Below are 26,933 nucleotides of genomic sequence, written 5' to 3'. Positions count from 1 at the left end.
CGGCGTCGGAAAGCCGGACCTCGCCCAGCGGTTGCGGCGTTCGCACCGCATGGACATGGCCGTCGCATCCCCCCTTCCCGAGGCACGCCGCGCCCGCGCGCCGCGCCTGTGGCGTCCGCGCCGGGTGGTGGTGACGCCCGCCGCCCTCGACCACGCCCATGGCCGGGCGATGGTCGCGCGGATCGAGGCGATGGGCCTGCCCGTGGAACGGCTCGCCGCCAACCGGCTGAGCCTGCCGCGTCAGGCCGACCCGCGTCGCGCCTACACCGACGCGAAGACGACGCTCGCGATCACCGTCGCCCCGCCGACCAAGCTGCGCTTGCAGCCGATCCCGCCCTCGGCCGACTGGCGCTTCGATCTCGCGGAGGGCTGCCCGGCCCATTGCCAGTATTGCTACCTCGCCGGGTCGCTGTCCGGCCCGCCGGTCACGCGCGCCTATGCCAATCTCGGCGACATCCTGGGGAACCTCGATTCGTATCTCGGGCGCGGCAACGTCACCTCCGCCTCAGAGGCGCGGGCGGCCGAGGGCACGACCTTCGAGGCGTCCTGCTACACCGACCCCCTGGCCATCGAGCACCTGACGGGCTCGCTCTCGGCGGCGATCGAGCGGTTCGGTGCCTGGGACGCGCCCGTGCAGTTGCGCTTCACGACGAAGTTCGCCGCCGTCGCGCCGCTGCTCGGCCTCGACCACGGCCGACGCACCCGCATCCGCTTCTCGGTGAACGCGCGCGGCGCCGCCCGCTACGAGGGCGGGACCGATCCCCTCGATGCCCGCCTCGACGCCCTGCGGCAGGTGGCCCTGGCCGGGTATCCCGTGGGGCTGACCGTCGCGCCGATCCTGCCGATCCCGGATTGGCAGGAGGCCTATGCCGGCCTGATCCGCAATGCGGCCGACGCCCTTTCCGGCGTGCCCGACCTCGACCTCACCACGGAGCTCATCACCCACCGGTTCACGCCCGGCTCGAAGGAGGTTCTGCAGGGCTGGTATCCCAGCTCGGACCTGCCGCTGGACGAGGCCGAACGGACGCGCAAGTTCACGAAGTTCGGCACGGTGAAATACGTGCTGCCGAAGCCGCAGATGGACGCGATGCGTGCGGCGATCACCGATGAGATCGCACGCACCCTGCCCGGCGCGCGGGTTCTCTACTGGACCTGAGCACCGGGCGCGCCATCTCGCGGCTGATGCAAGAGCCGCCTCCCCTCATCCTCACCCTCGCCTTCGACGAGGACACCTTCACCCGGTTCGACGGCGAGCGCCGCCGCCATTTCCCGGAGAAGTTGAATCACATCCCCGCGCACTCGACCCTGTTCCACCATCTGCCGGGGGACAGGGAGCGCGGCGTGCTGGAGGCGATCACCACCCTCGCCCGCACCGTTCCGCCGCCGGAGGTGGCGGTGACGGGCCTGCGCTTCACCGGCCGGGGCGTCGCCTACGTCCTGCAATCCGAGGCGCTGGACACGTTCCGGGGGCGGCTCGCCCGCGAGTTCGAACCCTGGCTCACCGCGCAGGACCGGCAGGGCTGGCGGTCGCACGTCACCGTGCAGAACAAGGTCTCGCCCGAGACCGCCCGCGCCCTCCACGCCGCCCTTGAAGCGGGCTTCGCGCCGTTCCGGTTCACGGCGCCGGCCGTGATGCTCTGGCGCTACCTCGGCGGGCCGTGGGACAGGGTGGCGCGCATCCCGTTCGGGGAGAATGCGTGATGGGCGGCGGGAGACACGGGAGATGACGGTGCCGAGGACGCTGGCGCAGAACCCGATCACCGGCCGCGCCACGGCCGTGTGGTTCTGGCTGCGCCTCAACGAGGTCGGGCCGCTCGTCGCGCTGCTGTGCCTGAGCACCCTCGGCTACGGCTTCTTCGCCCTCGCCCACGAGGTCGGCGAGGGTTCGACCGAAGCCCTCGACCGCCGCATCCTGCTGGCCCTGCGCAACCCCAACGACCTGTCCGATCCCATCGGGCCGCGCTGGCTCGAAGAGACCATGCGCGACATCACCGGGCTCGGCAGCGTCTTCACGGTGGTGTTCGTCACCGCCGCCGTGGCGGCCTACCTCGCCCTGTCGAACAGGCGGCGGATCGCCCTCTACGTCATCGGCGCGGTGGGCAGCGGCGAGCTGGTCTCGACCGTGCTGAAGCTGTTCTACCACCGGCCCCGGCCCGATCTCGTCCCGCACGGGATGGAGGTTTTCACCGCGAGCTTCCCCAGCGGGCACGCGATGATGTCGGCCATCGCCTATCTCACCCTGGCGATCCTGATGGCGCGGGTGGATCGCAACCCTCGGGTGAAGGCCCTCGTCCTGTCCCTCGGCGTGTTCATCACGCTGCTCGTCGGGATCAGCCGGATCTATCTCGGCGTGCACTGGCCGAGCGATGTCGTGGCCGGCTGGTGCGTCGGGGCGGCCTGGGCCTCCTTGTGCTGGTTCGTTGCCCTGCAATTGCAGCAGCGCGGCGAGGTCGAGGTCAACGATCCGCCGACGGGACCGCCCTCGCATTAATCATGACCTCACGTTGTTCGCCGGAAGGCGCAGCCAGATCGTGAAGAAACCGTTACCAGTGCTCACGGACTCGTGAGGAGGGCCTGGTGATGTTGGAACGGAGAGACGAAGCCCGCCGCCGGGTCCTGCTCGGCGGCTTGATCGAGACGGCGGCTTTCCTGCCAGAGATCGCCTGCACCGTGCGCGACGTCTCGCTGACCGGTGCGCGGCTGCGCCTCGCCGCCGGGGCGATCCTGCCCGACCGGGTGACGCTGCGGGTGCCGATCCGTGGCGAGTGCCGCCTCGGCCGCATCGTGTGGCGGGACGGCGACGCGGTCGGCGTCCAGTTCGAGTCAGATGACGGAACCCTCGCGACCGGAAAGGCGCTCAAGGCCCGCGACGCCGAGATCGCACAATTGCGGGCGGCCCTGGTCATCGGGCCGGGCGACGCGGTGCACTGAGGGCATCCGTCGCGGGCCGGAACCCCGCCTCGCCGGGCCGGGTTCCCGAAGCCCGATCCGACGAGCGGAGCCCCATGGCGGACGACGAACGCTTTTCCCGGCGCAGCCTCCTCGCGGCAGGCGGCGCCCTGGCCGGCGCGGCGCTGGGCGGTGTCAACGCCCAGGCGGCGACCCCCGGCCCGTCCGTTCCCGCCGATACCGGCGCTGTGCAGGGCAACCGCGTCCTCTTCCCGAACTGGCGCGGCTCCGGCGACCCGACGCCCCCGCCGAGCCCGGCGCCGCAGCCGCCGGAGCAGCGGATCGGCTATTGCGTGGTCGGCCTTGGGCGTCTCTCCCTCGATGAGATCCTGCCGGCCTTCGGCGAGACGAAGCGCTCGCGCCTCGTGGCGCTGATGTCGGGAAGCCCGGAGAAGGCGAAGCTCGTGGCCCGCCAGCACGGCCTGCACGAGGACGCGGTCTACGGCTACGACGAGTGGGACCGTCTCAAGCAGAACAAGCAGGTGCAGGCGGTCTACGTCGTGACGCCGAACGCCGTGCACCGGGACAACGTCGTGGCGGCGTCCGGCGCGGGCAAGCATGTCCTCTGCGAGAAGCCGATGGCGGTCTCGTCCCCCGAATGCCGGGAGATGATTGAGGCCTGCGCCAAGGCCGGCATGAAGCTGATGATCGCCTACCGCTGCCAGTACGAGCCGTTCAACCGGGCGCTCACCAAGGCGGTGCGCGGCGGAAGCCTCGGCAAGGCACGGCTGATCCAGGCGTTCAACGGCCAGACCACGGGCCTGCCCGAGCAATGGCGCCTGAAGAAGGTCCTCTCGGGCGGCGGCGCGCTCCCCGATATCGGGCTCTATTGCCTCAACGGCACGCGGGCGCTGCTCGGCGAGGAGCCCGAGTGGGTGCAGGCCATCGCCTATTCGCCGCCCGACGATCCGAAGTTCAAGGAGGTGGAGGAGACGATCACCTTCACGCTGCGCTTCCCCTCCGGCACGATCGCCCAGTGCATCGCGAGCTACGGGGTGCACGAGTCCCGCGCGCTGACGGTGCATACGCAGGCCGGGGCCTTCGACCTGCAGAACGCCTTCGCCTATCGCGGGCAGAGGCTGTTCGTCGGCCGGGCCGAGGGCAAGAACGAGGCGCGGGACGAGAAGATCCTGGCGCACAAGAACCAGTTCGCCCTGGAGATCGACCACTTCTCCCGCTGCATCCAGGAGAACCTGAAGCCGCGCACCCCCGGCGAGGAGGGGCTTCAGGACCAGATCCTGATGGAGGCGATCTACGAATCGGCCCGCACCGGAGCCCCGGTGAAGACCGGCCCCCTCCCCGGCACGGGCAGCGGCGTCGACGCCACGCGGGGACCGGAGCCGGAGGAGGCGGGCTAGGCGGGTCCGGCCTCAGAACGGCAGGATGATGTCCACGAGCTGCTGACCGTAGCGCGGCTGCTGCACGTCGGTGATCTGGCCGCGTCCGCCATAGGCAATGCGGGATTCGGCGATCTTGGTGGAATCGATGGTGTTGTCGGCGGCGATGTCCTCCGGCCGCACCACGCCGGCCACGACGAGTTCGCGCACCTCGAAGTTGATGCGGATCTCCTGCTTGCCCTCGACCACGAGGTTGCCGTTCGGCAGCACCTGCGTGACCACGGCCGCGACGTTGGTCGTCACCGTCTCGGCGCGCTGGACCGAGCCCGCGCCGTCGTTGGCGGTGGCGGAGGTCGCGCTGAGGAGCGCGCTGCCGCCGACGCCCGCCGCCTTGCCGACGGTCGTGTTCTCCAGGCCCACCGCGTTCGGCAGGCCGAAGCTCTCGGTGTTGGCGCGGGAGCGCTTGGTCTCGTTGCTGATGTTCGCCTTGTCGGTCACGACGACGTTAACCGTCAGAAGGTCGCCGACCTTCGCCGCGCGCTGATCCTTGAAGAAGGCCCGCGAGCCCGTGCGCCACAGGGAGTTCGGCGCGTAGGAGACCGGCTGCACATCGGGCATGGGCATCCGCACCGGCTTGTAGCCGGGCTGGGCCGTCGGGTCCTGGATCGCGGACAGGGCCGGGGTCGCGCCGATATTGGCGAGGCGGTCGGCCGTGTTGCAGGCGCCGAGCGCCAGCGGCAGCGCGAGCGTGGTGAGACGGGCGATCAGGCGCATCGGCGGAACTCCTCGACGCGGAAGGGATGATCAGCGCAGGGCTGTCGTGGCGGCGCTGGCCTGAAGCTGCGGGCCGCCGCCGGGGCCGACGGACACGCGGCCGGGGCCGATGACCGTAGCCTGCAGCACCTTCTTTGAGGCAACGTTAACCACGTTCACGACGGCGCCCATCCGGCCGGCGTCGTTGGAGAGGCCGCGCATCGACAGGCTGATGCCGGGGGTCGAGTAGACGATGGTCACGGTCTCGCCGCGCGCCACGAGATCGGGCTTGGCGGTGTCGCCCTCGCGCAGGACGTAGCCGGCGGGCAGGCTGCGCTGCGCCACTTCGCCGAGGGCGGCGGTGACGCTGGACTGCACGTCGGTGCCGACGCCGTCGCGCGGGCGCTTCTCCAGCACGAGGTCGCCCTCGCGGATCGGCTCGCCACGGTTGAGGCCGCGGGCGAGCACCGCCACCTCCCGCATTTCCACGACCACGCCGGAGACCCGCAGTGAGGCCTGCCGGTCGCCGAGGCTCACCAGGGCCGAGACCCGGTGCGAGCGCTGGTCGTAGACCATGTCGATGGCGGTGGCCTGCCCGGCGAGGTCGAGGGGGGCGAGCATGGACGGCGCCTCGCCGTCGAGGCGGATCGTCATCAGGCTGGTTTCGAGACCGAAGCCGGTTTCCAGGCCGCGCTTCAGCGCCACCTCGATCTCGGCGGGGCCGACGCGGCGCGCGGCGCGTTGCACGGCGATCTGCAGCCGGCCGCCGGTCTCTACCGGGCCGAGGCCGAGGCCGGAGGCGGCCTCCATGATGCGGCGCGATTGGATCGTGCCCGTCGAGCCCAGGGCCGGGGCGCGGAAAAGCGGGCGGTCGGCGAGCGCCGGCGGCACGTTCTCCACGAGGTCGCCGAGCGTCAGGATGTCGGTCTTGGCGGTGACGTCGCCGCGCAGGCGTGGGGCGGCGGTCTCGGCCATGGCCGGCACCGCCACGGCGCCGAGGATCACGAAGAGGACGAGGGCGAGGGCGGCGCGGATCAGCATGCCCGGTGCGGGCAAGGGCGCGCGCGGCCGGCGCGGCTGCGCGATCGGGCTGAGGGCCACCTCGGCGAGGTCGTCGTGGGAGGCGAAGTGCTGGTCGATCATGGCGAAGGATCCCGTGCCGGCCATCAGCCGCGGAACATCTGGGACGTGGTGGAGAGCATCTGGTCGGCGGCGGTCACGACCTTCGAGTTCATCTCGTAGGCGCGCTGCGCCGCGATCAGCGACGAGATCTCGGTGACGGCGTTGACGTTCGCCTCTTCGAGATAGCTCTGCTGCAGGTTGCCGAAGCCGTCCGCGCCGGGCAGTCCGCTGATCGCGGGGCCGGAGGCGGCGGTCTCGACGAACAGGTTGTCGCCGATGGATTCGAGGCCGACCTTGTTGACGAAACGCGACAGCTGGAACTGCCCCAAAGCCTGCGGCGCGGTCTGACCCGGCAGGGTCGCCTGCACGGCGCCGGTCGCGCTGATCGTCACCGAGGTCGCGGTGTTCGGCACCGTGATCGCCGGGTCCACGAGGTAGCCGTCGCGGGTGACGAGCTGGCCCGAGGCCGACAGGTCGAAGGAGCCGTCACGGCTGTAGGCGGTGCGGCCGTCCGGCAGGGTGACGCGGAAGAAGCCCTCCCCGCGGATCGCGACGTCGTAATCCTTCTCCGTGGAGCTGAGCGTGCCCTGCGACATCACCCGGGCGGTCGAGGTGGTCTTTACGCCCGAGCCGAGGGCGAGGCCGGCGGGGAGCTGGGTGTTCTGCTCGGAGGTCGAGGAGCCGGCCCGGCGGATGTTCTGGTAGAGCAGGTCCTGGAAGTGCACCTGCTGGCGCTTGTAGCCGGTGGTGCGCAGGTTCGCGATGTTGTTGGAGATGACCTGGACGTTGAGTTCCTGGGCCGCCATGCCGGTGGCGGCAGAGTAAAGCGCGCGCATCGGATGCTACCTCAGGCCACGTTGGCGAGCTTGGAGATGGCCGAGCCGCGAAGCTCGTCCATGCGCGAGATCATGCTGGTCACGAGGGCGTAGGAGCGGTTCACGTCCATCAGCCGGGTCATTTCGAGGACGGGGCTGACGTTGGAGCGCTCCAGCGCGCCGGATTCGAGCCGCCCGTCGAGGCCGGCGGGCCGGGCCGGGGCGGTGGACGAGTAGAGGTTCGCCCCCTCGTTCACGAGGTTGCCGGGGTTGGCGAAGGTCACGAGCTTGATCCGGCCCCGGATGCCGAGATTGGTGGAGACCGTTCCGTCCGTGCCGATCGAGAGGCCCGTCTCCTGCGCGTTGACGGCGATCGGCCCGCCCTCGCCCGCCACCGCGAAGCCGTCGCTCGTCACGAGCTGGCCCTGGGCGTTGACCGAGAGGGCGCCGTTGCGGGTGTAGCGCTCGCCGGCGGGGGTCTGCACCGCAATGAAGGCGTTGCCCTTCACGGCGATGTCGAGGGGGTTGCCGGTCTGCTCCACCGGGCCCTGTTCGACGTTGAGGGTCGTACCCTGGTCGATCACGTAGGAGATGCGCCGGTCGGACGGCGTGAAGCTGTCCGCCCGCGCCGTCGGCATCAGGTATTCCTGAAAGCGGGTGCTGCGGCCCTTGAAGCCGGTGGTCGAGACGTTCGCCATGTTGTTGGCGATCACGTCGAGCTCGCGCTGAAGCGCGACCTGGCTCGACACGCCGACGAAGAGGGCATTCTGCATCGTGAACTCTGGCGCCCACGAACGACCGGGGCGACAGGACAATCAGCACCTCCCGTGCCAGACCTGGCCGGGGCAATTTGATCAGTCAACGCAACCACTTGTTCAGCACGGTTCGTGGTGGACCGGCATGATGAACAGTCCTGGCGGCAAAGCCGGCCCGGCAGAAATTGCCTCCTTAACGGCGCGTTAACCGCATCTGCCGATACCTGACCGGGACGATCCTCCATTCAGCTTCGCGAGTGACGGCCCCATGGCCAAGAAGCCCAAGAAGGCGAGCGCCGAACCGGGTGAAGGCGGCGCCGACGCGGCCCCGAAGAGCAAGAAGAAGCTCATCATCATCGCGGCCGCCGCGCTGCTCGTGGTGGTGGGCGGCGGTGCTGGCTTCTTCCTGATGAAGGGCGGAAGCAGCGAGGCTAAGGCAGGCGACACCGCCGCGCAGGCCTCCTCGCACGGCGGCGGCGGCCACGGCGGCGGCGGTGCCGAGGCGAAGAAGCAGATCGCCTTCATCGAGCTGCGCGAGATGATCATCAACCTCAGCCCCGATGCCGGCCAGGACAAGGGCAAGTTCGCCAAGCTGCGCGTGAGCTTGGAGATGAAGGATCCCAAGCTGGAAGAGGAGGTGAAGTCCCTCGCTCCGCGCATCGAGGACACGCTCCAGATGTACATGCGCGAGATCCGCGCCAGCGACCTCGCCGGGTCGGTGGGCGTCTATCGCCTGCGCGAGGAGCTTCTGAAGCGCGTGAACGTCGCCGTGTACCCGGCCAAGGTCGACGCGGTTCTGTTCAAGGATCTGATCATCCAGTGAGGCGGTGATGGAACCGGAGGATCAGGTCGAGGAGGACGATTGGTCGGCCGCGCTGCTTGAGCAGGGCGCCGAGGGCGGCGACGCGTCGCTCGCCGAGGAATGGGGCGCGGCCCTCGCCGAACAGGGCACCACCCGCAACGCCAGCGACGTCGCCGCCGAATGGGCGACGATGATCGAGGACGGGGAGAGCGACAACCTCCCCGAACTCGCCGGCAACGATCGCATCCTGAACCAGGAAGAGATCGACGGCGTCCTGGGCTTCTCCATGCGCGAACTCTCGGCCTCCGGGGCCGGGGGCGTGCGCGCCATCGTCGATTCGGGAGTCGTCCAGTACGAACGCCTGCCGATGCTGGAGATCGTCTTCGACCGGATGATCCGGTTGCTGTCGACCTCCCTGCGCAACCTGTTCCAAGACAACGTCGAGGTGACGCTCGACAACATCACGTCGGTGCGGTTCGGCGACTACGTGAACGCCATCCCGCTGCCGACCCTGCTCGGCGTGTTCAAAGCCGACCCGTGGGAGAATTCCGGCCTCGTCACCGTCGACACCAACCTCGCCTACGCGACCTTCGACCTGCTGCTCGGCGGCAAGCGCGGCGGCTCGTCGAGCCGTCTCGACGGGCGGCCCTTCACCGCCATCGAGATGACGCTGGTGCGGCGCCTCGTGGAGATCATCCTCGCGGACCTGCAGCTCTCCTTCCAGCCGCTCTCGCCGGTGAGCTTCCTCATCGACCGGATCGAGACCAACCCGCGCTTCGCCACGATCACCCGGCCGGGCAACGCGGCGATCCTCATCGGCCTGCGCCTCGACGTCGATGGGCGCGGCGGGCGGATGCAGATCCTGTTCCCCTACGCCACGCTGGAGCCGATCCGCGAACTTCTCACCCAGAGCTTCATGGGCGAGAAGCTCGGCCGCGATCAGGTGTGGGAGGGCCACCTCGCCACCGAGATCTGGCAGGCGGACGTCGCCATGGAGGCGGTGCTACACGAGATGATGCTGCCGCTGAAGCGGGTGATGCGGCTGCGCGTCGGCGACACGCTGATGTTCGATGCCAAGCCCTCCGACCTCGTCACCGTGCGCTGCGGCGACTGGGCCCTGACTCAGGGGCGGATCGGCCGGGTGGACGGCAACATCGCGGTGCAGGTGACGCGCCCCCTGCGGCGCTCCCGCACCACGCTCCAGGCCTACGAGGCCTCCATGAACAACCGTACGGACGGGTAGGCCGCCATGAGTCTCTTCGTCACCCTCTTCGCCGACCTGCTGGTCGCCGTGCTGCTGGCCGCCACCATCGTGTCCTCCGTGCGCCTGTCCCGGCGGATCGGCCAGATGAAGGGCGACGAGTCGGCGTTGCGCTCCACCATCGGTGACCTGATGGTCGCGACCCACAATGCCGAGCGCGCCATCACCGGCCTGCGCAGCGCCCTGGACGAGTGCGACCGCACCCTCGCCGACCGTATCCAGGCGGCGCAGGCCTGCACCGCGACGCTGGCGGGCGGCGTCGATGCGGGCGAGGCCGTGCTGAGCCGCATCGCCGCCATCGTCTCTGGCGCCCGCAACGCGCCGTCCGCCCCCCGCCCCGTCGAGGTGCGGGCCGAACCGAAGGCCGAGGCGCCCGCCCGGCCCGGTCCCACCCCGGTCGCGGAAGGCCCGAACGGCGAGCGCCTGGGCGCCGCCGCCGCCGCCGCCCTCGCCATGACCGAGCGGGCTCTCGCCCGCGTCCGTGCCCGCGCCGCCTGATGAGCCCGCGCCCCACGACCAAGACCACGCCGGAGCCGGCCGTCCCGGTGAAAGCCGGCACCAAGGTCGCCGCCAAGGTCGCGGCCAAGGTCGCGGCGAAGCCGCAGACGGCCCTGCGGCGCTCGCGGCTGAAGCCGGTGCGCCCGCTGAAGCTGCGCCTGATCGATGCCGTCGCCATCGCGGCAGGGACGCTGCTGGTACTGAAGCTGCTGACGCTTTCGCAGGCCGGGATACCGGAGGCGAGCCTGCCCGCCTTCGCGCGGGCCATCGCCAAGGCGCGCACCGGCTACGAGATCCCCGACCCGGAGACCACCGGCTCCGTCGAGCCGAAGAAGGAGGAGCCGAAGCCCGCCGCCGAGCCGCCCGAGGCGCCGGCGCCCACGCAGGATCAGGCATCGCCCAGCGAGAAGGCGCTCCTCGAAAAGCTCGGCGCCCGCCGCAACGCCCTCAAGCAGCGCAGCGACGAACTCGACCTGCGCGAGAAGATGCTCGATGACGCCGAGAAGAAGGTCGAGACCGGCATCGGCGACCTTAAGAAGGCCGAGGACAAGGTCGATGCCGCCGCCAAGGCGAAGGACGAGGCCGAGAAGCAGGGCCTCAAGAGCATCGTCACCATGTACGAGACGATGAAGCCGAAGGACGCCGCGCGGGTCTTTGACCGCCTCGGCCACGACGTGCTCGTGCCCCTCGTGGTGGCGATGAACCCACGCAAGATGGCCGAGATCCTGGCCGTGATGCAGCCGGAGGCCGCCGAGCGCCTGACCGTGGCGCTGGCCAACCGCGCCCGTGGGACGGGGACGACGATCCAGGTCCAGGCCGGTGGACCCGCCCTGCCGCCGGGCGAATTGCCGGCCATCGACGCCCCGCCCCCGCGGTAGGGTTCGGCGCGCCTAGCGGCGACGGTGCCGCGGGCGCCAAACCTGCGCCGGGCCGTGGACGGGCTCGCACCCGATGCAGATGCGCGGATCCCAGGGGCGATCGACGCCAAGGGGCTTCACGCTCAGCATCCCGAGCGTGATCTTGGCTGCCGGGGCGACGGGTTCCGTCCTCCCTTCGAGGGCGCGGGCCTGACCGCCGGTCGCGACGAGCGCACCGAACATCCCCCAGAGCGCTATCGTCCGTCGCGCCGCCATCGGTCCCTTTCGCTCGGCCAGCCTTCCGGATGAGCCCGTGACGCCTTCACAGCAGGGTCGCCGCGACGTCCGCCATGGCGGGCCGCGCGGCCGGCTCGGGCTGCGTGCAGGCCCGCGTGAGGTCGCGCAGCCTGTCGGAAGCCTCGGCGCAGAGGGCCAGAAGCTCGTCGAGGAGAATGCCGAAGGCGCGGGTCTCGATCCGGGCGAGGGCCCGTCCGGCTTCGCCCTCGGGCAGTGTCGAGGCCGCGCCGAAATCGCCCAGAACCGCCGCGCCGTCGCGGCCATCCCAGAGGATGTTGTGGCCGTAGAGGTCCCCGTGCATCAGCCGCCGTCCGTGCAGATGCGCCAGCGCCGAGGCGATGCCGCCTGCAAGCCGCCGCACGGCGTCCGCGCCGAGCCGGAGGGCCGGATCGTAGACGTCGCGGCTGCAACTCGCGAGGCTCGGCGGCCCGGCGAGCACCGGCCATTCCGCCGGCACGAGGCGCAGCAACAAGCCCGGTATCCCCTCCGGATGGCCGGTGACGCCGCCCAGGGCGCCGATCACAGCCGGATGATCTCCCGCCGCGAGGCAGGCCGCGACTTCCCGCTCGGGCAGGCCGTCGCTGCCCATGGCGCCCTTGAAGAGCTTCAGCGCGACCTCGCCGTGCCACGTCGCGCGGTGGACCCAGCCGGAACTGCCCTCCCCCAGGAGCGGCCCCACGGTGAGATCCGCCCAGGGGACGAGGGGCGCCTCCGCGGGCAGGCTCGCCGGCTCGGCGGGGTTGCCGGAATAGGACACCCAGGCCAGCGCCGGCATCGCGGCGAGCCAGGGCGGCAGAGCCTCGAAGTGGTTGCTGGCGAAGCGGACGAGTTCGAGGTTCCGATGCCCGGCCAGACCCTCCGGCAGGCGGTCGAGGGCATTGCCTGAGAGCATCAGCTTCTGAAGGCGTGGGCGTCGCCCGAGTTCCTCCGGCAGGGTGGCGATGCGGTTGTCGGTGAGGGTCAGCCAGCGCAATTGCGGCGGCAGGGCTTCGGCCGGCACCTCGGCGATGCCGCAACTCCGAAAACCCATCTGGCTCAGCGCCTCGCAGCCGCCGAGGGCCGGCGGCAGCCGTGCGAAGGGCGTGCCGGAGCAGAACAGGGACCGCAGGGCGCGGAAGCGGCCGATATCGTCCGGCAGGTCGTAGCGGCCGCGCCCGAGATCGAGCACTTCGAGCGTGTCGGCCAGCCCGAACAGTTCGGCCGGAAACTCCGTCAGCCCATCGGGAAGGCGGACCTCCCGCGCGTCCGCGAGGTCGCCCCGGCGCAGGGCCGCCAACGTGGCCGTGCGATCCATCTCAACCCCGCTTGAAGAAGGAATCTGCCGACGATTGCGCCGCCTCCTTGGCGGCCCGGACCGCTTCGATGCGGGCGATCTCGGCGCGCAGCAGCGCGATCCGCTCATCGAGATCCGACAGCGAGAGGGTGTCGAGGGGCTGGCCGATCTCGTGCGTCGGCGGTTTGCGCGGCGTGTCGTCGTCCCACATGAAACGCTCCTACAGGAAGGGCTTGCCCGCCCCGACGGCTGGAAGGCCGAGATGGCGGGCGAGGGAGGCGGCAATGTCGGAGAGGCTGTCGCGCCGGCCGATGGCGCCGCCCGCGAGGCCGGGGCCGAAGGCGAGGACCGGCACCTGTTCGCGGGTGTGGTCGGTACCCGTCCAAGTCGGGTCGTTGCCGTGGTCGGCGGTGATGATCGCCACATCACCCGGCCGAAGGGCGGCGCGGATCGCGGGCACGCGGGCGTCGAAGGCTTCGAGTTCGGCGGCGTAGCCCGGCACGTCCCGGCGGTGGCCGTGCTCGGTGTCGAAATCCACGAGGTTCACGAAGACGAGCCCGCCCTCGGCCAAGTCCCGCAGGGCGACGAGCCCGGCATCAAGGCAGGCGGCGTTGGCGCCGGGCTTGACCTCGCGGCCGGTGGCGCGGTGGGCGAAGATGTCGCCGATCTTGCCGACGCTCACCACCTCGCGGCCCGCTTCGTCCGCCCGGTCGAGGAGCGTCGGGCCCGGGGGCGTCACGGCGAAGTCCTTGCGGTGGGCGGTGCGGCGGAAGCCCGCCTCCGCCGAGCCTACGAAGGGCCGGGCGATCACCCGGCAGATCCGGTACGGATCGCAGAGTGCCCGCGCCGTGCGGCAGAGGTCGTAGAGCCGGTCGAGTCCGAAGCTCTCCTCGTGCGCCGCGATCTGGAACACGCTGTCGGCCGAGGTGTAGCAGATCGGCTTGCCGGTCCGCACATGCTCGGCGCCGAGCTCTTCGACGATGCTGATGCCGGAGGCGTGGCAATCGCCGAGGATGCCGGGTACGCCGCCCTGCGTGACGAGGGCGTCGATCAGTTCGGCCGGAAAGGCGGGCCTCGCATCGGGGAAGGTGCCCCAGGGCTCCGGCAGGGGCAGGCCCGCGATCTCCCAATGGCCGGAGGGCGTGTCCTTCCCGGCGGCGGTCTCGACGCCGTGGCCGTAGAGCCCTTCCGGCTCGCCCGAGGGGGCGAGCCCCGGCGGCACAGCGCCCGTTGCGCCCCGCGCGGCGAGGCCGAGGCCGAGGGCGGCCAGATGGGGAAGCCGCAGCGGCCCGGCCCGCAGGCCCGGCCGGTCGCCGCGCCCCGCCGCGCAGGCCTGCGCAATGTGGCCGAGGGTGTCGGAGCCCGTGTCGCCATAGGCGGCGGCATCGGGGGCGCCGCCGATCCCGACGGAGTCGAGCACGATGAGCAGGGCGCGCGCCAAGGTCTAGGCGGGCTCCATCTCGGTCGGCGCATCGCTGTCGAGGGCGAAGGCGGCCTTGAACAGGGTGCGGGTGTACTCCGTGCGCGGGTTGGCGAAGATCGCCTCGGCCGCGCCCTCCTCCACCACCTGCCCGTTCTGCATCACCACCACGTGGTTCGCGAGCGCGCGCACCACCTTCAGATCGTGGCTGATGAACAGGTAGGCGAGGCCGCGCTCCCGCTGGAGGTCCCGCAGCAGGGTCACGATCTGCGCCTGCACGGAGCGGTCGAGGGCGGAGGTCGGCTCGTCCAGCACCACGAATTTTGGCCCGAGCACGATGGCGCGGGCGATGGCGATGCGCTGCCGCTGGCCGCCGGAGAACTCGTGCGGGTAGCGGTCCATGGTCGCCGGATCAAGGCCGACGTCGTGCAGCGCCTTCGCGACCACCGCGCGTCGCTCGGCGCGGTTGCGCACGGCGCCTTGCACCACCAGCCCCTCGGCCACGATGTCGGCCACCGACATGCGCGGCGAGAGGGAGCCGTAGGGATCCTGGAAGACCACTTGCATGTCCCGCCGCAAGGGCCTCATCTGGCTCACGGAATAGCCGTCGATCCGCTGGCCGAGGAACACGACCGGCCCCTCGGAGGCGGTGAGCCGCAGGATCGCGAGACCGAGCGTCGTCTTGCCGGATCCGGATTCGCCGACCACGCCCACGGTCTCCCCGGCGCGGACCTTCACGGACACGCCGTCGACCGCTTTCACGTAGCCCTCAATGCGCCGCAGGAACCCGGATTTCAGCGGGAACCACACCTTGAGCGGCCCCGCCTCCATGAGCATCGGCGCGTTGGGCGGGACGGGGTTCGCCCGGCCCTTCGGCTCGGAGGCGATGAGGCGCTGCGTGTATTCGTGCTGCGGGGCGCGGAAGACCGCGCCGGTCTCCCCCGCCTCCACGATCCGCCCCTTGAGCATCACGCAGACCCGGTCGGCGATGCGCTCCACGATGCCGAGATCGTGCGTGATGAACAGCATCGCCATGCCCAGCCTCTTCTGCAGGTCGGCGAGGAGGGCGAGGATCTGCGCCTGGACCGTCACGTCGAGGGCGGTGGTCGGCTCGTCGGCGACCAACAGGTCGGGCTCGCAGGCGAGAGCCATGGCGATCATCACCCGCTGGCGCTGGCCGCCGGACAGCTCGTGCGGATAGGCGCTCATCCGCGACGCGGCATCCCGCAGGCCGACGAGTTCGAGCAGTTCGAGGATCCGCGCCTTCGCCGCCTTGCCGGTGAGACGGGTGTGGAGGCCCAGCACCTCGCCGATCTGCCGCTCGATCGTGTGGAGCGGGTTCAGCGAGGTCATGGGCTCCTGGAAGACCATGGTGATGTCGGCGCCGCGCACCTCGCGCATGTCGCGCTCGGGCAGGGCGGCGAGGTCGCGCCCCTTGAACAGGATGCGCCCGCCCTGCACCGCCGCCGGATCGAGGAGGCGCAGCACCGCCAGCGCCGAGACCGATTTGCCGGAGCCGGACTCCCCCACCAGCGCCAGGGTCTCGCCCCGGGCGATGTGGAAATCGATGCCGTCGACGGCCTTCGTGTCGCCGTCCCGCGAACGGAAGACGACCGACAGGTTCTCGACGGACAGGAGCGGCGTCTGCGGATCCGGCATGGGGGCCTTATAGCGCGGACGCTCCCGCGTCACAGTGCCGGCCTCCGCGACCGACTTGCATTGATCGGGGGAATCCCGGCTCTAGTTGCGGCGGCGTCGCCCGGATCGCGGGATGCTGTCGGAGAGCGTGATTCCCCTGCCCCGCCCCGTGTCTCCGGCGCTCCGTGTCGGCTTGGCCCTCCTGCTCCTGCCGGGATCGGCCCTGCCCGTGGCCGCCGTCCCGTCCGAGGGCGCGACGGAGACCGTCGAGCAGGCGCTCTGCCGGCTGATCGACGACTCCGCGAAATCGCGGGATCTGCCCGTGGCCTTCCTCACCCGCCTGATCTGGCGGGAATCGAGCTTCCGCGTCGGCGTCGTGAGCCCGGCTGGGGCGCAGGGCGTCGCGCAATTCATGCCGGGCACGGCGAAGGAGCGGGGGCTGCTCGATCCGTTCGACCCGGAACAGGCCATCCCGCACGCGGCGCATCTCCTCGCGGACTTGAAGCGGCAATTCGGCAATCTCGGCCTCGCGGCGGCGGCCTACAATGGCGGCCCGACGCGGGTGAGCAACTGGCTAGCGGGCAGCGGCGGGCTTCCGGCCGAGACCCGCGCCTACGTGCTGTCCATCACCGGCCGCCCGCCGGAGGAGTGGCGCACCCCATCGAGCGGCAAGATCGAGTTCCCCGAGGGCGGCGCTCCGGCGCCGAAGCCCGCCGACACGACGGCCGCGCCGGAGAAGCCGCAGACCTGCCTGCAGGTCACCGCCGCCCTGCGGATGCCCAACCGTGGCGACCGCTTCGCGCTGGGCGGCACGGAGGGCCCGGCCGCGCCCTGGGGCATCCAGCTCGCGGGAAATTTCTCGAAGACGCTGGCGCTGCAAAGCTTCTCGCGGGCGCGCAGCACCTATGCCGGGGTGATCGGCGAGGTGCGCCCGATGATCATCGGCACGCGCCTGCGCAACCGGGGGACGCGCGCCTTCTACCGCATCCGGATCCCGGCCGAGACGCGGCAGGCGGCGGACAATCTGTGCGGGAAGATCCGCCGCGTGGGCGGCGCCTGTTTCGTGCTGCGGACGTGAAATATTTTCTCAGCGCCACGCCTGCGTCATCAATCTGCCCCGAGGCGGGTGATTCTTCGCGGGGAACGGCGCAACCGGACGGGATATGACACGACTCCTCACCGCCTTTGCCAGCCTGATCTGCCTGGGGCTCGCGGCCCTGGGCTTCTCCAACGCATCCCCCCTCTCGCTTTTCGACGCGATCGGCCCCCGCGATTCCGGCGGCCGGCTGGCGGCGCGGGACAGGGAGTTCGGCAAGGGCCCCCGCCACACGCTCGACGTCTACGTGCCCGTGACGGCGCCGGAATCCGCCCCGGTCCTCGTGTTCTTCTACGGCGGCTCCTGGGACAGCGGCTCGAAGGACGATTATGCCTTCGTCGGCCAAGCGCTCGCCGCGCAGGGCTTCGTGACGGTGCTGCCGGATTACCGGCTCTACCCGCAGGCACGCTTCCCCGATTTCCTGAACGACGGCGCCGCCGCCATCGCCTGGGTGCGCGACAACATCGCGACCTATGGCGGCGACCCGCGCCGGATCGTCCTCGCCGGCCATTCGGCGGGCGCCTACAACGCGGTGATGCTAGCCCTCGACCCGCGCTACCTCGAAGGCGTCGGGGTCGATCCGAAGGTGATCCGCGCGGTCGCCGGCCTGTCCGGTCCCTACGACTTCCTGCCCCTCGACACCGACACCACCCGCAAGGTCTTCGGGCAGGCCGCCGACTTGGCCCAGACCCAGCCAATGACCTTCACCGGCCCGCTCTCGCCGCCGACCTTCCTCGCGACGGGCGACGAAGACACCACCGTCAAGCCGCGCCACACGGCGGCGCTGGCCGCGCGCCTGCGGGCCGCCAACGTTCCGGTGCAGGAACGGGTCTATCGCGGCCTCGACCACAAGGACACGGTGCTCGCCCTTTCCGTCACCTTCCGCTCGAAGGCGCCGGAATTGGCCGAGATGTCGTCGTTCCTGATGCGGCAGGCGGCCGGGCGGACGCAGTATACGATGACCGATCCGGCCCGGGCCGTAAAACTTCAACCCTAACAAAAGATTATCGCGTCGATCGCGAAGGCGTTAGCTTTTGCTGATAGGCCGCCGCGCTAAGGTATGAGCCTCCCGTCGGATTAATCTCCCGTCGGCATCGGCGAGTCTGACCTGTGAGCACGGCGACCGAGACCGTCTTCTCCGCGAGCCAACCGGCGTCAAGTCGCGCACGCGACCTGCCGGATGTCCTGCGCCTGTCCTACATGGTCTTCGTGCTCGTGGCCCTGCTGAACCATGCGTGGTTCACGGACCTGAGCGCCCCGACGCCCCTCGGCGAGGTCGAGGGCGGGAGCCTCGCGACGCAGCTCCTGTTCGGCTCGATGATCCTCGTCGGCATCCCGCTGGTGTGGCATCTCGGCCTCCAGCGTCTGCGGCCGATGGCGACGAAGTCCGTGCTCCTGTTCGGGGCGTGGCTGCTGACGACCTCGCTGCTCGCGAGCGACCCGCTCCTGTCCTTGCGCCGCCTCGCCCTCTACGTCATCGCCGCCTTCCTCGCGGTGAGCCTTCTGGCCGTCGCCCGTTCGGCGCGACAACTGGCCGACGCCTTCGCGATGGCCGGTTTCACGGTGCTGATTTCCAGCTATCTCGGCCTCGTGCTCGTGCCCGGCCTGACGATCCACTCGCATTTCGACCTGACGGGCGAGATCGGCCATGACGGCCTGTGGCGCGGGATCTTCTCGCACAAGAACGAGGCCGGCATGGCGATGACGATCCTCGTCATCTTCGGCCTGTTCATCGCCGCCGTCCGCAGCCGTTGGCTCGGCTGGACCATGGTCGTCTCCGCCGGGATCTTCCTGATCGGCAGCGGATCGAAGACGCCGATGATCACCCTGGTGATGGTGCTCGGCCTCTCGTGGCTCTGCGGAATCCTCCGGTCCCGCATGGCACGCTTGGTGCTGCTCGTCGGGCCGGTCATGGTGCTGATGACCATCACCATCGGCTCCATCGTCCTGCCGCCGGTGCGCGCCGTCCTCGACGTCGTTCTCCCCGACGCGACCTTCACGGCGCGCAACGAGATCTGGACCTTCGCCATCGACAACATCGCCGACAAGCCGCTGACCGGCTTCGGCTTCGGCGCCTTCTGGCTCACGGAGCGCACCGTCTACGCCTCGGTGGTGAACCCGGATTCGAACTGGGTGCAGATGGCGACCCAGGCGCACAATTCTTTCCTCGACGCCGCCCTCGCCATGGGCCTGCCGGGCTTCGTGCTGACCCTGATCGTCTTCATCGCCCTGCCGACGCGGGACTTCCTCTACCGGCTCCCCCAGGGGTCCACCGATCCGTCCGCCGAACTCTTCCTGCGGTTGTGGCAGATGGTGCTGCTCTCCGCGTCGTTGGAGACGATCCTGTTCAATCCGAACACGCCGGCCTTCGGCATGATCGTCATGGCCATCGCCGGATTGCGGATGCTCACCGTCCGCCCGGTGATCGTGTAAGCACCCGCCGGTAGGGCTAATTATCGATAAGTGTGGCTAGCGGCTTTTAGCGAGAGATTTTAGATCAACGCGTAGCGCCAACTTGCTATGCTCGCTAAAGTGCCGGGATCAGCGGACGGAATCGTCCGGTCAGCGGCGCAATCCGGACGATTCCGCCATGTTCGATTCGCGCTCGACACCCGCCATCGCTATTCACGCGAAGGTTGAGGCGCTTCCTGCCCTTACAGCCCTGCGTTTCTTCGCGGCGGCCTATGTCGTGGCATTCCACTATACGCCGTACTACTTCCCGGACATGAGTGGCGGTGGCTTCATCGGGCTCGGCTATTCGGGCGTCACGTTCTTCTTCCTGCTCTCGGGTTTCATCCTCGCCTACAATTACCGCGACGCGGATCTCGGCCAGCCGCAGGCCCGCGCGCTGTTCTACCGGGCACGGTTCGCGCGGGTGTACCCGCTCTTCCTGCTGGCGCTCGTGATCCACGTTCCGTGGTTCCTCGCGTGGGTGGTCAAGCAGCCGATGCCGTTGAAGGCGCTCATGGCCTCCGGCGCGGTGCTCGCGCCCCTCGGCCTCCATGCCTGGGTGCCGGGGGCGGCCTGCTCGCTCAATTGCCCGAGCTGGTCCGTCTCGGTGGAGTTCTTCTTCTACGCCCTGTTCCCGATCCTGCTGCCGCTGGTGCTGCGCAACCCGAAGCGCATCGCGCTCGCCACCCTCGCCTTCTGGGTCGCCTCCGCCGCGCTCGCGACCTCGGTCTGGCAGGCGTCGAGCGGCGGTGTCTCGTTGATCGCGCCGGAGGCCGGCGGCATGCGGCCGGTGCTGCTGGCCGAGTTCGTGAAGTACTTCCCCCTCCTGCATCTGCCGGAATTCATCGCGGGGCTGCTGCTCTATGTGGCGTGGCGCCATGCGCGCCTGCCGAGCCCGCTCCTCCTCGCGGCGGCGGCCGGGTTCGGGGTGCTGATCGTCGCCGGCAACGGCTACATTCCGAACCCGATCCTGCACAATGGCATCACGATGCTCGCCTGGGCCCCGCTGATCCTGGCTTGCGCCGCGATGCGGCGGGGGCCGCTCTGCTCCCGGCCGCTGGTGTTCCTGGGCAAGATCTCCTTCGCCCTGTACCTGCTGCACATCCCGGTCTTCGCGATGCTGAACACTGCCGACAAGGTCGTGCTGCACGGCTGGCTCGCGGGCCATCCCTGGTTCGGGATCGGCCTCGCCAGCCTCACGAGCCTCGTGGCGGCGACGCTGGCCCATCTGCTGGTGGAGGAGCCGGCCCGGCGCCGCATCCTGCGCGGCGCCCGTCCCTTCCGCACGCAGCCCGCCCCGGCGGTGCGCGCCAGCGCGTGAGGCTCTATTCCGGCAGAGTGAACACCACGAGGGCATCGCCCGTGCCGAACCCGGCCGATTGCGTGTAGGACGCGCCGCCGGCCGCCACGGCGACGTATTGCCGTCCGTCGATGGCGTAGGTCATGGCCGGGCCGCTGATGCCGGCGCCGCACTGGAAGCGCCACAGCACCTGGCCGGTGGCGGCATCGTGCGCGTCGAGATGGCCGTCCTCCTCGCCGGAGAAGACGAGCCCGCCCGCCGTGGCGAGGGTGCCGCCGGACAGACGGCTGCCGGACTTCACCGACCACGCGATCTTGCCGCCGCCGTTGAGATCGACGGCGGTGAGGGTGCTGAACGACGGCTCACCCTTGGCGACGCTCGTCTCGGTGAAGCGGATTTCCGGGCGCCCCGGCCCGGCGGGGACCGCGTTCACCGTGTAGGTCGTCGCCCCATGGCGGACCTGCACGTAGGCGAGGTTCCCGTCATAGGCGGTGGGCGGCCACGAGACCGCCCCGAGCGGCCCCGGCGCCACGACGGTGCCCTCCGGGCTCGGGGGGACGAACAGGTTCTTCTGGTTGAGCAGCGGCTCCGAGCGTTCGATCAGCTTCCCGTTCGTCCGGTCGTGGACATAGATCCAGCCGGTCTTGCTGGCGGAGGCGACGGCCTTGGTGCCGTTCGGCCCGTCGAACAGGAAGGGCGGCGCGGCGACGTCGTAGCCCCACTCGTCGTGCGGCACCTGCTGGAAGTACCAGCGCAGCGTCCCCGTATGCACGTCGAGGGCGACGAGGCACATCGTGTAGAGGTTGTCGCCCGGCCGGGTGAGGCCGAAATTCTGCGGCGCCGGGTTGCCCGTGCCGAGGAACAGCAATCCGAGGGCGGGGTCGTAAGCCGGAGTCATCCAGAGGGAGCCGCCGCCGACCCGCCACGCGTCGCGGTTGGCGGGCGCCGCCGCCTTCTCGGCGGCGATGTCTCGGTGCAGCGGCTCACCGTCGGCGGTCTTCTCCACGAAGCCGCCCTCCCAGCCCTCGGAGGGGGTGACGTACCAGCGCCAGCGCTCCTCACCGGTCTTGGCATCGTAGGCGGCGAGCCATCCCCGGCGGCCGTAGCCGCCCTCGATGCCCACGACCGCGCCACCGTCGAGCCCGCCCGTCGGGTCCTCGACATGCAGGCCATAGCCCGCGCCGGTCACGCCGACGATCACCAGCCCGTCGGCCACCAGCGGCGGCATCTTGAAGCCGAGCCGGCTCGACCCCTGCACCGGCTTGCCGCCAAGCTTGTCCGCCAGGCCGGAGGCCGTCTCGGTCTCGCCCTCCTCCGGGCGGACCGCCTCCTTGTCCCACACGACCTTGCCGGTCTTGGCGTCGAGGGCGATGAGCCGCCCGTCCATCGTCGCCTCGTAGACGAGCCCGTTCGCCACGGCGACGCCCCGGTTCGAGGGCGGCCCGAAGATCTTGTCGGTGCGCGGCTTGTGGAGATAGGTCCACGCTACCTTGCCCGATTTGGCGTCCAGGGCGGCGACGTTGTTCTGCGTGGTCGAGAGATAGAGCAGGCCATCGACCATGATGGGCTGCGCCTGGAAGTAGCCGGTCACGCCGGTCTGAAACATCCAGGCGGGGCGCAGCGTCGCGACGTTGCCCCGGTCGATCTGCGTCAGTTCCGAGAAGTTGCGGTTGCTGTGGTCGTGCCCGAACGCTGGCCAGTCCGTCTCGGCGGCGTGGGCGGGCAGGGCGAGGGCGAACAGCGCGCCCGACAGTTTGATCGCTTTCGGCACGGCGTTTCCCCGTTGTTGTGTTGTTGTTTCAGTGCGGGTTCAACCCGCCTTCCGCGCCGCCCGGTCGAGCTGGTCCGGTGTCGCCTTCGCGCCCATGGCCCGCGCCATGTCGGCGGCGCTTTGGCCGGAGGCGTCGCGCAAATCCGGGTTCGCGCCGTGGGCGAGGAGGAGATCGACCATCTCCGTGCGGTCGAACATGGCCGCCGTCATCAGCGCCGTGCGGGTGCCGTCGCCGACCCCATCGACCTGTGCCCTGTGTGCGAGGAGGAGTTCGGCCATCGCCAGATCGCCCTTGAAGGCAGCTCCGGCCAGGGGCGTCTGGCCCCGGTCGTTGGCGAGTTCGGGATCGCCCCCGGCTTCGAGGATCACCCGCGTCGCCTCGTGCTGCCCGTTATAGGCGGCGAGCATCAGCAGGCTGTCGCCCTTGTCGTTGCGCAGGTTGGCCGGCAGGCCCTGCCCGAACAAGGTGGCCAGTTCCTCGGCGTGGCCCATCCGCGCGAACTGGAAGACCCGGCCGACGAAGGCGAGGGTGTCGGAATCGAGTTCGGGCTTCTGATCGGTCATGGCGCGCGCGTATCGTCCGCGAGAGGGTTGCGGCCCGGTAGATGGGGCATCCGCCGGCGCCGGCCAGCGGCGGCTCAGCCGCGTTTGCGGCCGCCGCCACCCTTGTATTTCGGACGCTGGCCGCCGAGTCCTTGCGTCGAGCGCGGCTTCGGGCGCTCCTGCCAAAGGGGCGTGTCCGCCGGCAACTCCCGGTCGGTGCCGGGGCCCATGTTGTCGAGGTCCGGCTTGCTGATCCGGCTGCCCCCGCGCGGACCCTTGCTGCCGTAGCGACCGGCCTCTCGCTCCACGTCGCCCTGGCGGGCCATGGGGTCGTCCGAGACCAGAAGCTCCGTCGCCTGAAGGCGCTTGAGCTCGTCGCGCAGGCGGGCGGCCTCCTCGAAGTCGAGGTCGGCGGCGGCGGCGCGCATCCGCTTCTCGAGGTCGGCCAGCACCGCCTTGAGGTTGTGGCCGACGGTGATCGCGTCCTTGGCGAGCCCGGTATCGACCTGAACGTGGTCGCGCTCGTAGACGCTGTTGAGGATGTCGGAGATGCCGCGCTTCACGCTCTGCGGCGTGATCCCGTGCTCCTCGTTATAGGCGAGCTGCTTCGTGCGGCGGCGCTCCGTCTCGGCCATCGCCCGCTCCATCGAGCCGGTGATGTTGTCGGCGTAGAGGATGCAGCGGGCGTCCGCATTGCGGGCGGCGCGGCCGATGGTCTGCACCAGTGAGGTCTCGGAGCGCAGGAAGCCCTCCTTGTCCGCGTCGAGGATGGCCACCAGGGCGCATTCCGGGATGTCGAGGCCCTCGCGCAGCAGGTTGATGCCGATCAGCACGTCGAAGGCGCCGAGACGCAGGTCGCGGATGATTTCGATGCGCTCCAGCGTTTCGATGTCCGAGTGCATGTAGCGGACGCGCACGCTGTTCTCGTGCAGGTACTCGGTGAGGTCCTCGGCCATGCGCTTGGTCAGCGTCGTCACCAGGGTCCGGTAGCCGGCCTGGGCGACGGCCTTCACCTCGCCGAGCAGGTCGTCGACCTGGGACCGGGCCGGGCGGATCTCGATCACCGGGTCCACGAGACCGGTGGGGCGGATCACCTGCTCCGCGAAGACGCCGCCGGTCTGCTCCATCTCCCACTTGCCCGGCGTCGCCGAGACGTGGACCGATTGCGGGCGCATCGCATCCCATTCCTCGAACCGCAGCGGGCGGTTGTCGAGGCAGGAAGGCAGGCGGAAGCCGTACTCGGCCAGCGTCGCCTTCCGGCGGAAGTCGCCCCGGTACATGCCGCCGATCTGCGGCACAGTCACATGGCTCTCGTCGGTGAAGACGAGGGCGTTGTCCGGCATGTACTCGAACAGGGTCGGCGGCGGCTCGCCAGGCTTCCGGCCGGTGAGATAGCGTGAGTAGTTCTCGATGCCGTTGCAGGAGCCGGTGGCCTCGATCATCTCGATGTCGAAGGTGCAGCGCTGGTCGATGCGCTGGGCCTCGATCAGGCGACCCATCTTGGTCAACTCTTCGATCCGGCCGTTCAGCTCGGCCTTGATGCCCTTGATCGCCTGCTGCAGCGTCGGGCGCGGCGTCACATAGTGCGAGTTCGCGTAGACCTTCACGAACTTCAGATCGCTGATCTTCTTGCCGGTGAGGGGATCGAACTCGACGATGGATTCGATCTCGTCGCCGAACAGGCCGATCCGCCAGCCGCGATCCTCCAAGTGGGCGGGCCAGAGTTCGATCACGTCGCCGCGCACCCGGAAGGTGCCGCGGGCGAAATCGGACTGGATGCGCTTGTATTGGAGCGCCACGAGGTCGGCGACCAGTTGGCGCTGCTCGATGCGCTCGCCGAGCGATACGGTGAACGACATCGCGGTGTAGGTCTCGACCGAGCCGATACCGTAGATGCACGAGACCGAGGCGACGATGATCACGTCGTCCCGCTCCAGCAGGGCGCGGGTGGCCGAGTGGCGCATCCGGTCGATCTGTTCGTTGATCGAGGATTCCTTCTCGATGAACGTATCCGAGCGCGGGACATAGGCCTCGGGCTGATAGTAATCGTAGTACGAGACGAAATACTCCACGGCGTTCTCGGGGAAGAACGCCTTGAACTCGCCGTAGAGCTGCGCCGCCAGGGTCTTGTTCGGCGCGAGGATCAGCGCGGGGCGCTGCGTCTCCTCGATGATCTTCGCCATCGTGAAGGTCTTGCCCGAGCCGGTGACGCCGAGCAGGACCTGATCGCGCTCGTGCTCCCGCACCCCCTGGACGAGGCTGGCGATGGCGGTGGGCTGGTCGCCCGCCGGGGAGAATTCGGACTTCAGGACGAACTTGACGCCGCCCTCTGACTTCGCCGGGCGCTCGGGGCGGTGGGGCGTCCAGGTCTCACCGTTCTTGAAGAGCGGGTTGCCCTCCGTGAGCAGCCGCTCCAGCGCCGTGATCGTGGCCGAGGCGCCGCCGTCGGTGACGGGCTCCCCATCGGCCGCGCCCGCCGGCACCGGGTCGTCCTCCGGCGCCGCGAGGCCGAGGGCCTGAGCGAGCTTGGGGTCGATCTCAGCCGCGTCGCCCACGGTGAAGCCGGCCTGCGGCGCCTTCGCGAAACCTTTGCCGCCCTTCTTCCGCGCGGCCGGCTTCCCCGGCCGTGCGCCGCCGACATCCGGCGATTTCGGCCGGGTGCGGTTGAGCGCGGGATTCAGCAGCTCGGCCAGATGGCTGTCGAGCGGTTGCAGAACCGGCTTGTCGGCCTTCGAGGACGAGGCGGCGGCAGCGCGGGGCTTTCTCGGCGTCGGCATGGGGACAATATGGGCCTGCGACGCGGCGGGAGAAAGGCGTCCGCCCACAGAGAACGACGCTCGCCTGCGTTCCCAAGGGCGACAATTTCCGAAATCCCGTTTTCCACCGCGCTTGCGACCGGACGGGCCGCGCGATACTTCAAATCCCAATACTACCGACGCACGGGGGTGGGGCAGGTGCAGGACCTCGACAAGGCCCTGGCCGATATCGTGGCGATCCGCACCCAGATCGCCCGCGATACGGCGTTCCGTGGCCTGGGTTCCGCCACGCTCGCCGCGACGGGCGTGATCGCCCTCGCGACGGCGGCCGGGCAGGCCCTGTGGCTGGGGGATCTCGCCACCCGGCCCGGCCTATTCTTCAGCCTCTGGATCGCCGCCGCCCTGGTGGCCTCGGCCCTGGTCGGGTTCGAGACCCTGCGGCGCACGCGCCAGCTTCATTCCGGCCTCGCCGACGCGATGGTGTTGAGCGCCATCGAAGTGTTCCTCCCCTCCGCCGGGGCCGGCGCCTGCCTCGGCCTCGTCATCGCCCGCTTCGCGCCCGACTCGCTCTGGCTGCTGCCCGGCCTGTGGCAGGTGCTGGTCGGCCTCGGCCTGTTCGCCTCCGCCCGGATCCTGCCCCGCGCGGTGCAGGGTGTCGGGGCGTGGTACCTGCTCGCCGGTCTGATGGTCATCGCCATCGCGGCCGAGACGAGGACGCTCTCGCCCTGGACCATGGGCTTGCCCTTCGTGATCGGGCAGACGACGCTGGCCCTCATCGTGCAGCGTACCGGAGGGGCCGATGCCGACCGCTAACCGCGCCGCCGGCCGCTTCTCCTACGAGGGGCTGGACCGCATCATCCACGAGAAGGCGCGCCTCAGCGTGCTGACCTCGCTCGCCGCCCATCCGAAGGGTCTGCCCTTCCCCGACCTGAAGCGCCTTTGCGGGCTCACCGACGGCAACCTCAGCCGGCACTTGTCCGTTCTGAGCGAGGCGGATTTCGTGAGTCTGGAGAAGGGCGTCTACCGTAACAGACCGCAGACGATCTGCTGCCTCACCATCAGCGGACGCGAGCGGTTCCTCGGCTACCTAACCGTGTTGGAGCAGGTCGTTCGCGATGCGGCCCGGGCCGCCGAGCGTGCGTCCGACCCCGCCCGGACAAACGGCCTCGGTTCGGTCACGAAACCGGCCTGACATCGCCAGACCGAACAGCAATCGTTAACCGGGATCCGATGCACTCG

27 protein-coding genes are annotated in these 26,933 nt (G+C 70.0%); 15 read left to right on the top strand and 12 right to left on the bottom strand.

Annotated features, from left to right (window positions below; all coding sequences use genetic code 11):
• Nucleotides 1-55: 55 nt before the first annotated feature.
• The 5 genes from MKK52_RS11510 (at nucleotide 56) to MKK52_RS11490 (ending at nucleotide 4,307) form a co-directional block, all read left to right on the top strand.
• A complete protein-coding gene (locus MKK52_RS11510) occupies nucleotides 56-1,156 on the top strand; it encodes a radical SAM protein (protein WP_409564657.1) in 1,101 nt (366 codons plus the stop codon).
• Between the two features lie 26 nt (nucleotides 1,157-1,182).
• The gene (locus MKK52_RS11505; RefSeq protein WP_243953987.1) at nucleotides 1,183-1,701 is read left to right on the top strand and encodes a 2'-5' RNA ligase family protein; all 519 of its coding nucleotides are present in this window, start codon (nucleotides 1,183-1,185) and stop codon (nucleotides 1,699-1,701) included.
• Nucleotides 1,702-1,723: 22 nt separating this feature from the next.
• Nucleotides 1,724-2,491 carry a phosphatase PAP2 family protein gene (locus MKK52_RS11500; RefSeq protein WP_243953986.1) on the top strand — a complete coding sequence of 256 codons (768 nt, stop codon included), beginning with the start codon at nucleotides 1,724-1,726 and terminating at the stop codon, nucleotides 2,489-2,491.
• An 89-nt stretch (nucleotides 2,492-2,580) separates the two neighbouring features.
• On the top strand, nucleotides 2,581-2,931 hold the full coding sequence (locus MKK52_RS11495) for a PilZ domain-containing protein (RefSeq protein WP_243953985.1): 351 nt from the start codon (nucleotides 2,581-2,583) through the stop codon (nucleotides 2,929-2,931).
• A gap of 74 nt (nucleotides 2,932-3,005) precedes the next feature.
• Nucleotides 3,006-4,307, top strand: a complete 1,302-nt coding sequence (locus MKK52_RS11490) for a Gfo/Idh/MocA family protein (RefSeq protein ID WP_243953984.1) — start codon at nucleotides 3,006-3,008, stop codon at nucleotides 4,305-4,307.
• Nucleotides 4,308-4,319: 12 nt separating this feature from the next.
• On the opposite strand, the gene flgH is transcribed toward MKK52_RS11490, so the two are convergent.
• The 4 genes from flgH to flgF are packed head-to-tail and all read right to left on the bottom strand — an operon-like array spanning nucleotide 4,320 to nucleotide 7,749.
• Nucleotides 4,320-5,060, bottom strand: coding sequence for a flagellar basal body L-ring protein FlgH (gene flgH / locus MKK52_RS11485; protein WP_243953983.1), 741 nt, complete (start codon nucleotides 5,058-5,060; stop codon nucleotides 4,320-4,322).
• A 30-nt stretch (nucleotides 5,061-5,090) separates the two neighbouring features.
• Complete coding sequence (gene flgA, locus MKK52_RS11480) at nucleotides 5,091-6,182, bottom strand: flagellar basal body P-ring formation chaperone FlgA (protein WP_243953982.1); 1,092 nt, start codon at nucleotides 6,180-6,182, stop codon at nucleotides 5,091-5,093.
• Between the two features lie 23 nt (nucleotides 6,183-6,205).
• A complete protein-coding gene (flgG, locus tag MKK52_RS11475; protein WP_243953981.1) occupies nucleotides 6,206-6,997 on the bottom strand; it encodes a flagellar basal-body rod protein FlgG in 792 nt (263 codons plus the stop codon).
• Between the two features lie 11 nt (nucleotides 6,998-7,008).
• Entirely contained in the window at nucleotides 7,009-7,749 is a 741-nt protein-coding gene (flgF, locus tag MKK52_RS11470; RefSeq protein ID WP_243953980.1) for a flagellar basal-body rod protein FlgF, read from the bottom strand.
• A 250-nt stretch (nucleotides 7,750-7,999) separates the two neighbouring features.
• On the opposite strand from flgF, the gene fliL reads away from it, so the two are divergent.
• From fliL to MKK52_RS11450, 4 genes are read left to right on the top strand one after another with little or no spacing between them, the layout of a single operon-like run.
• The gene (gene fliL / locus MKK52_RS11465; RefSeq protein ID WP_243953979.1) at nucleotides 8,000-8,554 is read left to right on the top strand and encodes a flagellar basal body-associated protein FliL; all 555 of its coding nucleotides are present in this window, start codon (nucleotides 8,000-8,002) and stop codon (nucleotides 8,552-8,554) included.
• 7 nt (nucleotides 8,555-8,561) lie between these two features.
• Nucleotides 8,562-9,776: a flagellar motor switch protein FliM gene (gene fliM / locus MKK52_RS11460; RefSeq protein WP_279597774.1), complete on the top strand. Its 1,215-nt coding sequence runs from the start codon at nucleotides 8,562-8,564 to the stop codon at nucleotides 9,774-9,776.
• A gap of 6 nt (nucleotides 9,777-9,782) precedes the next feature.
• The gene (locus MKK52_RS11455; protein ID WP_243953976.1) at nucleotides 9,783-10,292 is read left to right on the top strand and encodes a DUF6468 domain-containing protein; all 510 of its coding nucleotides are present in this window, start codon (nucleotides 9,783-9,785) and stop codon (nucleotides 10,290-10,292) included.
• Nucleotides 10,292-11,170 (top strand): MotE family protein, encoded by an 879-nt coding sequence (locus MKK52_RS11450; protein ID WP_243953974.1) that lies wholly within the window; start codon nucleotides 10,292-10,294, stop codon nucleotides 11,168-11,170. Before MKK52_RS11455 ends, MKK52_RS11450 begins: the two co-directional genes overlap by 1 nt.
• Nucleotides 11,171-11,182: 12 nt before the next feature.
• On the opposite strand, the gene MKK52_RS11445 is transcribed toward MKK52_RS11450, so the two are convergent.
• The 5 genes from MKK52_RS11445 to MKK52_RS11425 form a co-directional block, all read right to left on the bottom strand.
• Nucleotides 11,183-11,392 (bottom strand): hypothetical protein, encoded by a 210-nt coding sequence (locus tag MKK52_RS11445; protein ID WP_243953972.1) that lies wholly within the window; start codon nucleotides 11,390-11,392, stop codon nucleotides 11,183-11,185.
• Nucleotides 11,393-11,471: 79 nt separating this feature from the next.
• On the bottom strand, nucleotides 11,472-12,740 hold the full coding sequence (locus tag MKK52_RS11440; protein WP_243953970.1) for a leucine-rich repeat-containing protein kinase family protein: 1,269 nt from the start codon (nucleotides 12,738-12,740) through the stop codon (nucleotides 11,472-11,474).
• A 1-nt stretch (nucleotide 12,741) separates the two neighbouring features.
• Nucleotides 12,742-12,930, bottom strand: coding sequence for a DUF1192 domain-containing protein (locus MKK52_RS11435; protein ID WP_243953968.1), 189 nt, complete (start codon nucleotides 12,928-12,930; stop codon nucleotides 12,742-12,744).
• Nucleotides 12,931-12,939: 9 nt separating this feature from the next.
• Complete coding sequence (locus MKK52_RS11430) at nucleotides 12,940-14,160, bottom strand: phosphopentomutase (RefSeq protein WP_243953966.1); 1,221 nt, start codon at nucleotides 14,158-14,160, stop codon at nucleotides 12,940-12,942.
• Nucleotides 14,161-14,163: 3 nt separating this feature from the next.
• Nucleotides 14,164-15,798 (bottom strand): ABC transporter ATP-binding protein, encoded by a 1,635-nt coding sequence (locus tag MKK52_RS11425; protein WP_243953965.1) that lies wholly within the window; start codon nucleotides 15,796-15,798, stop codon nucleotides 14,164-14,166.
• A gap of 112 nt (nucleotides 15,799-15,910) precedes the next feature.
• Here MKK52_RS11425 and MKK52_RS11420 point away from each other — a divergent pair, with 112 nt between their 5' ends.
• The 4 genes from MKK52_RS11420 to MKK52_RS11405 all read left to right on the top strand — a co-directional run bounded on the left by MKK52_RS11420 (nucleotide 15,911) and on the right by MKK52_RS11405 (nucleotide 20,645).
• A complete protein-coding gene (locus MKK52_RS11420; RefSeq protein WP_243953963.1) occupies nucleotides 15,911-16,855 on the top strand; it encodes a lytic transglycosylase domain-containing protein in 945 nt (314 codons plus the stop codon).
• A gap of 85 nt (nucleotides 16,856-16,940) precedes the next feature.
• Complete coding sequence (locus MKK52_RS11415; protein WP_243953961.1) at nucleotides 16,941-17,870, top strand: alpha/beta hydrolase; 930 nt, start codon at nucleotides 16,941-16,943, stop codon at nucleotides 17,868-17,870.
• A gap of 113 nt (nucleotides 17,871-17,983) precedes the next feature.
• Complete coding sequence (locus MKK52_RS27120) at nucleotides 17,984-19,306, top strand: O-antigen ligase family protein (protein WP_243953959.1); 1,323 nt, start codon at nucleotides 17,984-17,986, stop codon at nucleotides 19,304-19,306.
• A gap of 157 nt (nucleotides 19,307-19,463) precedes the next feature.
• Nucleotides 19,464-20,645 (top strand): acyltransferase family protein, encoded by a 1,182-nt coding sequence (locus MKK52_RS11405; RefSeq protein ID WP_243953958.1) that lies wholly within the window; start codon nucleotides 19,464-19,466, stop codon nucleotides 20,643-20,645.
• 4 nt (nucleotides 20,646-20,649) lie between these two features.
• Here the strand turns inward: MKK52_RS11405 and MKK52_RS11400 are convergent, their stop codons facing one another.
• The 3 genes from MKK52_RS11400 to uvrB all read right to left on the bottom strand — a co-directional run bounded on the left by MKK52_RS11400 (nucleotide 20,650) and on the right by uvrB (nucleotide 25,715).
• Entirely contained in the window at nucleotides 20,650-22,383 is a 1,734-nt protein-coding gene (locus tag MKK52_RS11400; RefSeq protein ID WP_243954109.1) for a pyrroloquinoline quinone-dependent dehydrogenase, read from the bottom strand.
• Between the two features lie 51 nt (nucleotides 22,384-22,434).
• Complete coding sequence (locus MKK52_RS11395; RefSeq protein WP_243953956.1) at nucleotides 22,435-22,959, bottom strand: ankyrin repeat domain-containing protein; 525 nt, start codon at nucleotides 22,957-22,959, stop codon at nucleotides 22,435-22,437.
• 74 nt (nucleotides 22,960-23,033) lie between these two features.
• A complete protein-coding gene (gene uvrB / locus MKK52_RS11390) occupies nucleotides 23,034-25,715 on the bottom strand; it encodes an excinuclease ABC subunit UvrB (protein ID WP_243953955.1) in 2,682 nt (893 codons plus the stop codon).
• Nucleotides 25,716-25,892: 177 nt separating this feature from the next.
• Between uvrB and MKK52_RS11385 the strand changes: the two genes are divergently transcribed.
• Nucleotides 25,893-26,507, top strand: coding sequence for a hypothetical protein (locus tag MKK52_RS11385; protein WP_243954108.1), 615 nt, complete (start codon nucleotides 25,893-25,895; stop codon nucleotides 26,505-26,507).
• On the top strand, nucleotides 26,494-26,886 hold the full coding sequence (locus MKK52_RS11380; protein ID WP_243953954.1) for a transcriptional regulator: 393 nt from the start codon (nucleotides 26,494-26,496) through the stop codon (nucleotides 26,884-26,886). The genes MKK52_RS11385 and MKK52_RS11380 overlap by 14 nt, the downstream gene beginning before the upstream one ends.
• Nucleotides 26,887-26,933: the final 47 nt, after the last annotated feature.

Source organism: Methylobacterium sp. J-067, assembly GCF_022829465.1.
GTDB lineage: Bacteria > Pseudomonadota > Alphaproteobacteria > Rhizobiales > Beijerinckiaceae > Methylobacterium > Methylobacterium litchii.
The sequence above is the reverse complement of the archived record's forward strand: the minus strand, read 5'-3'. Positions and strand labels throughout refer to the sequence as shown.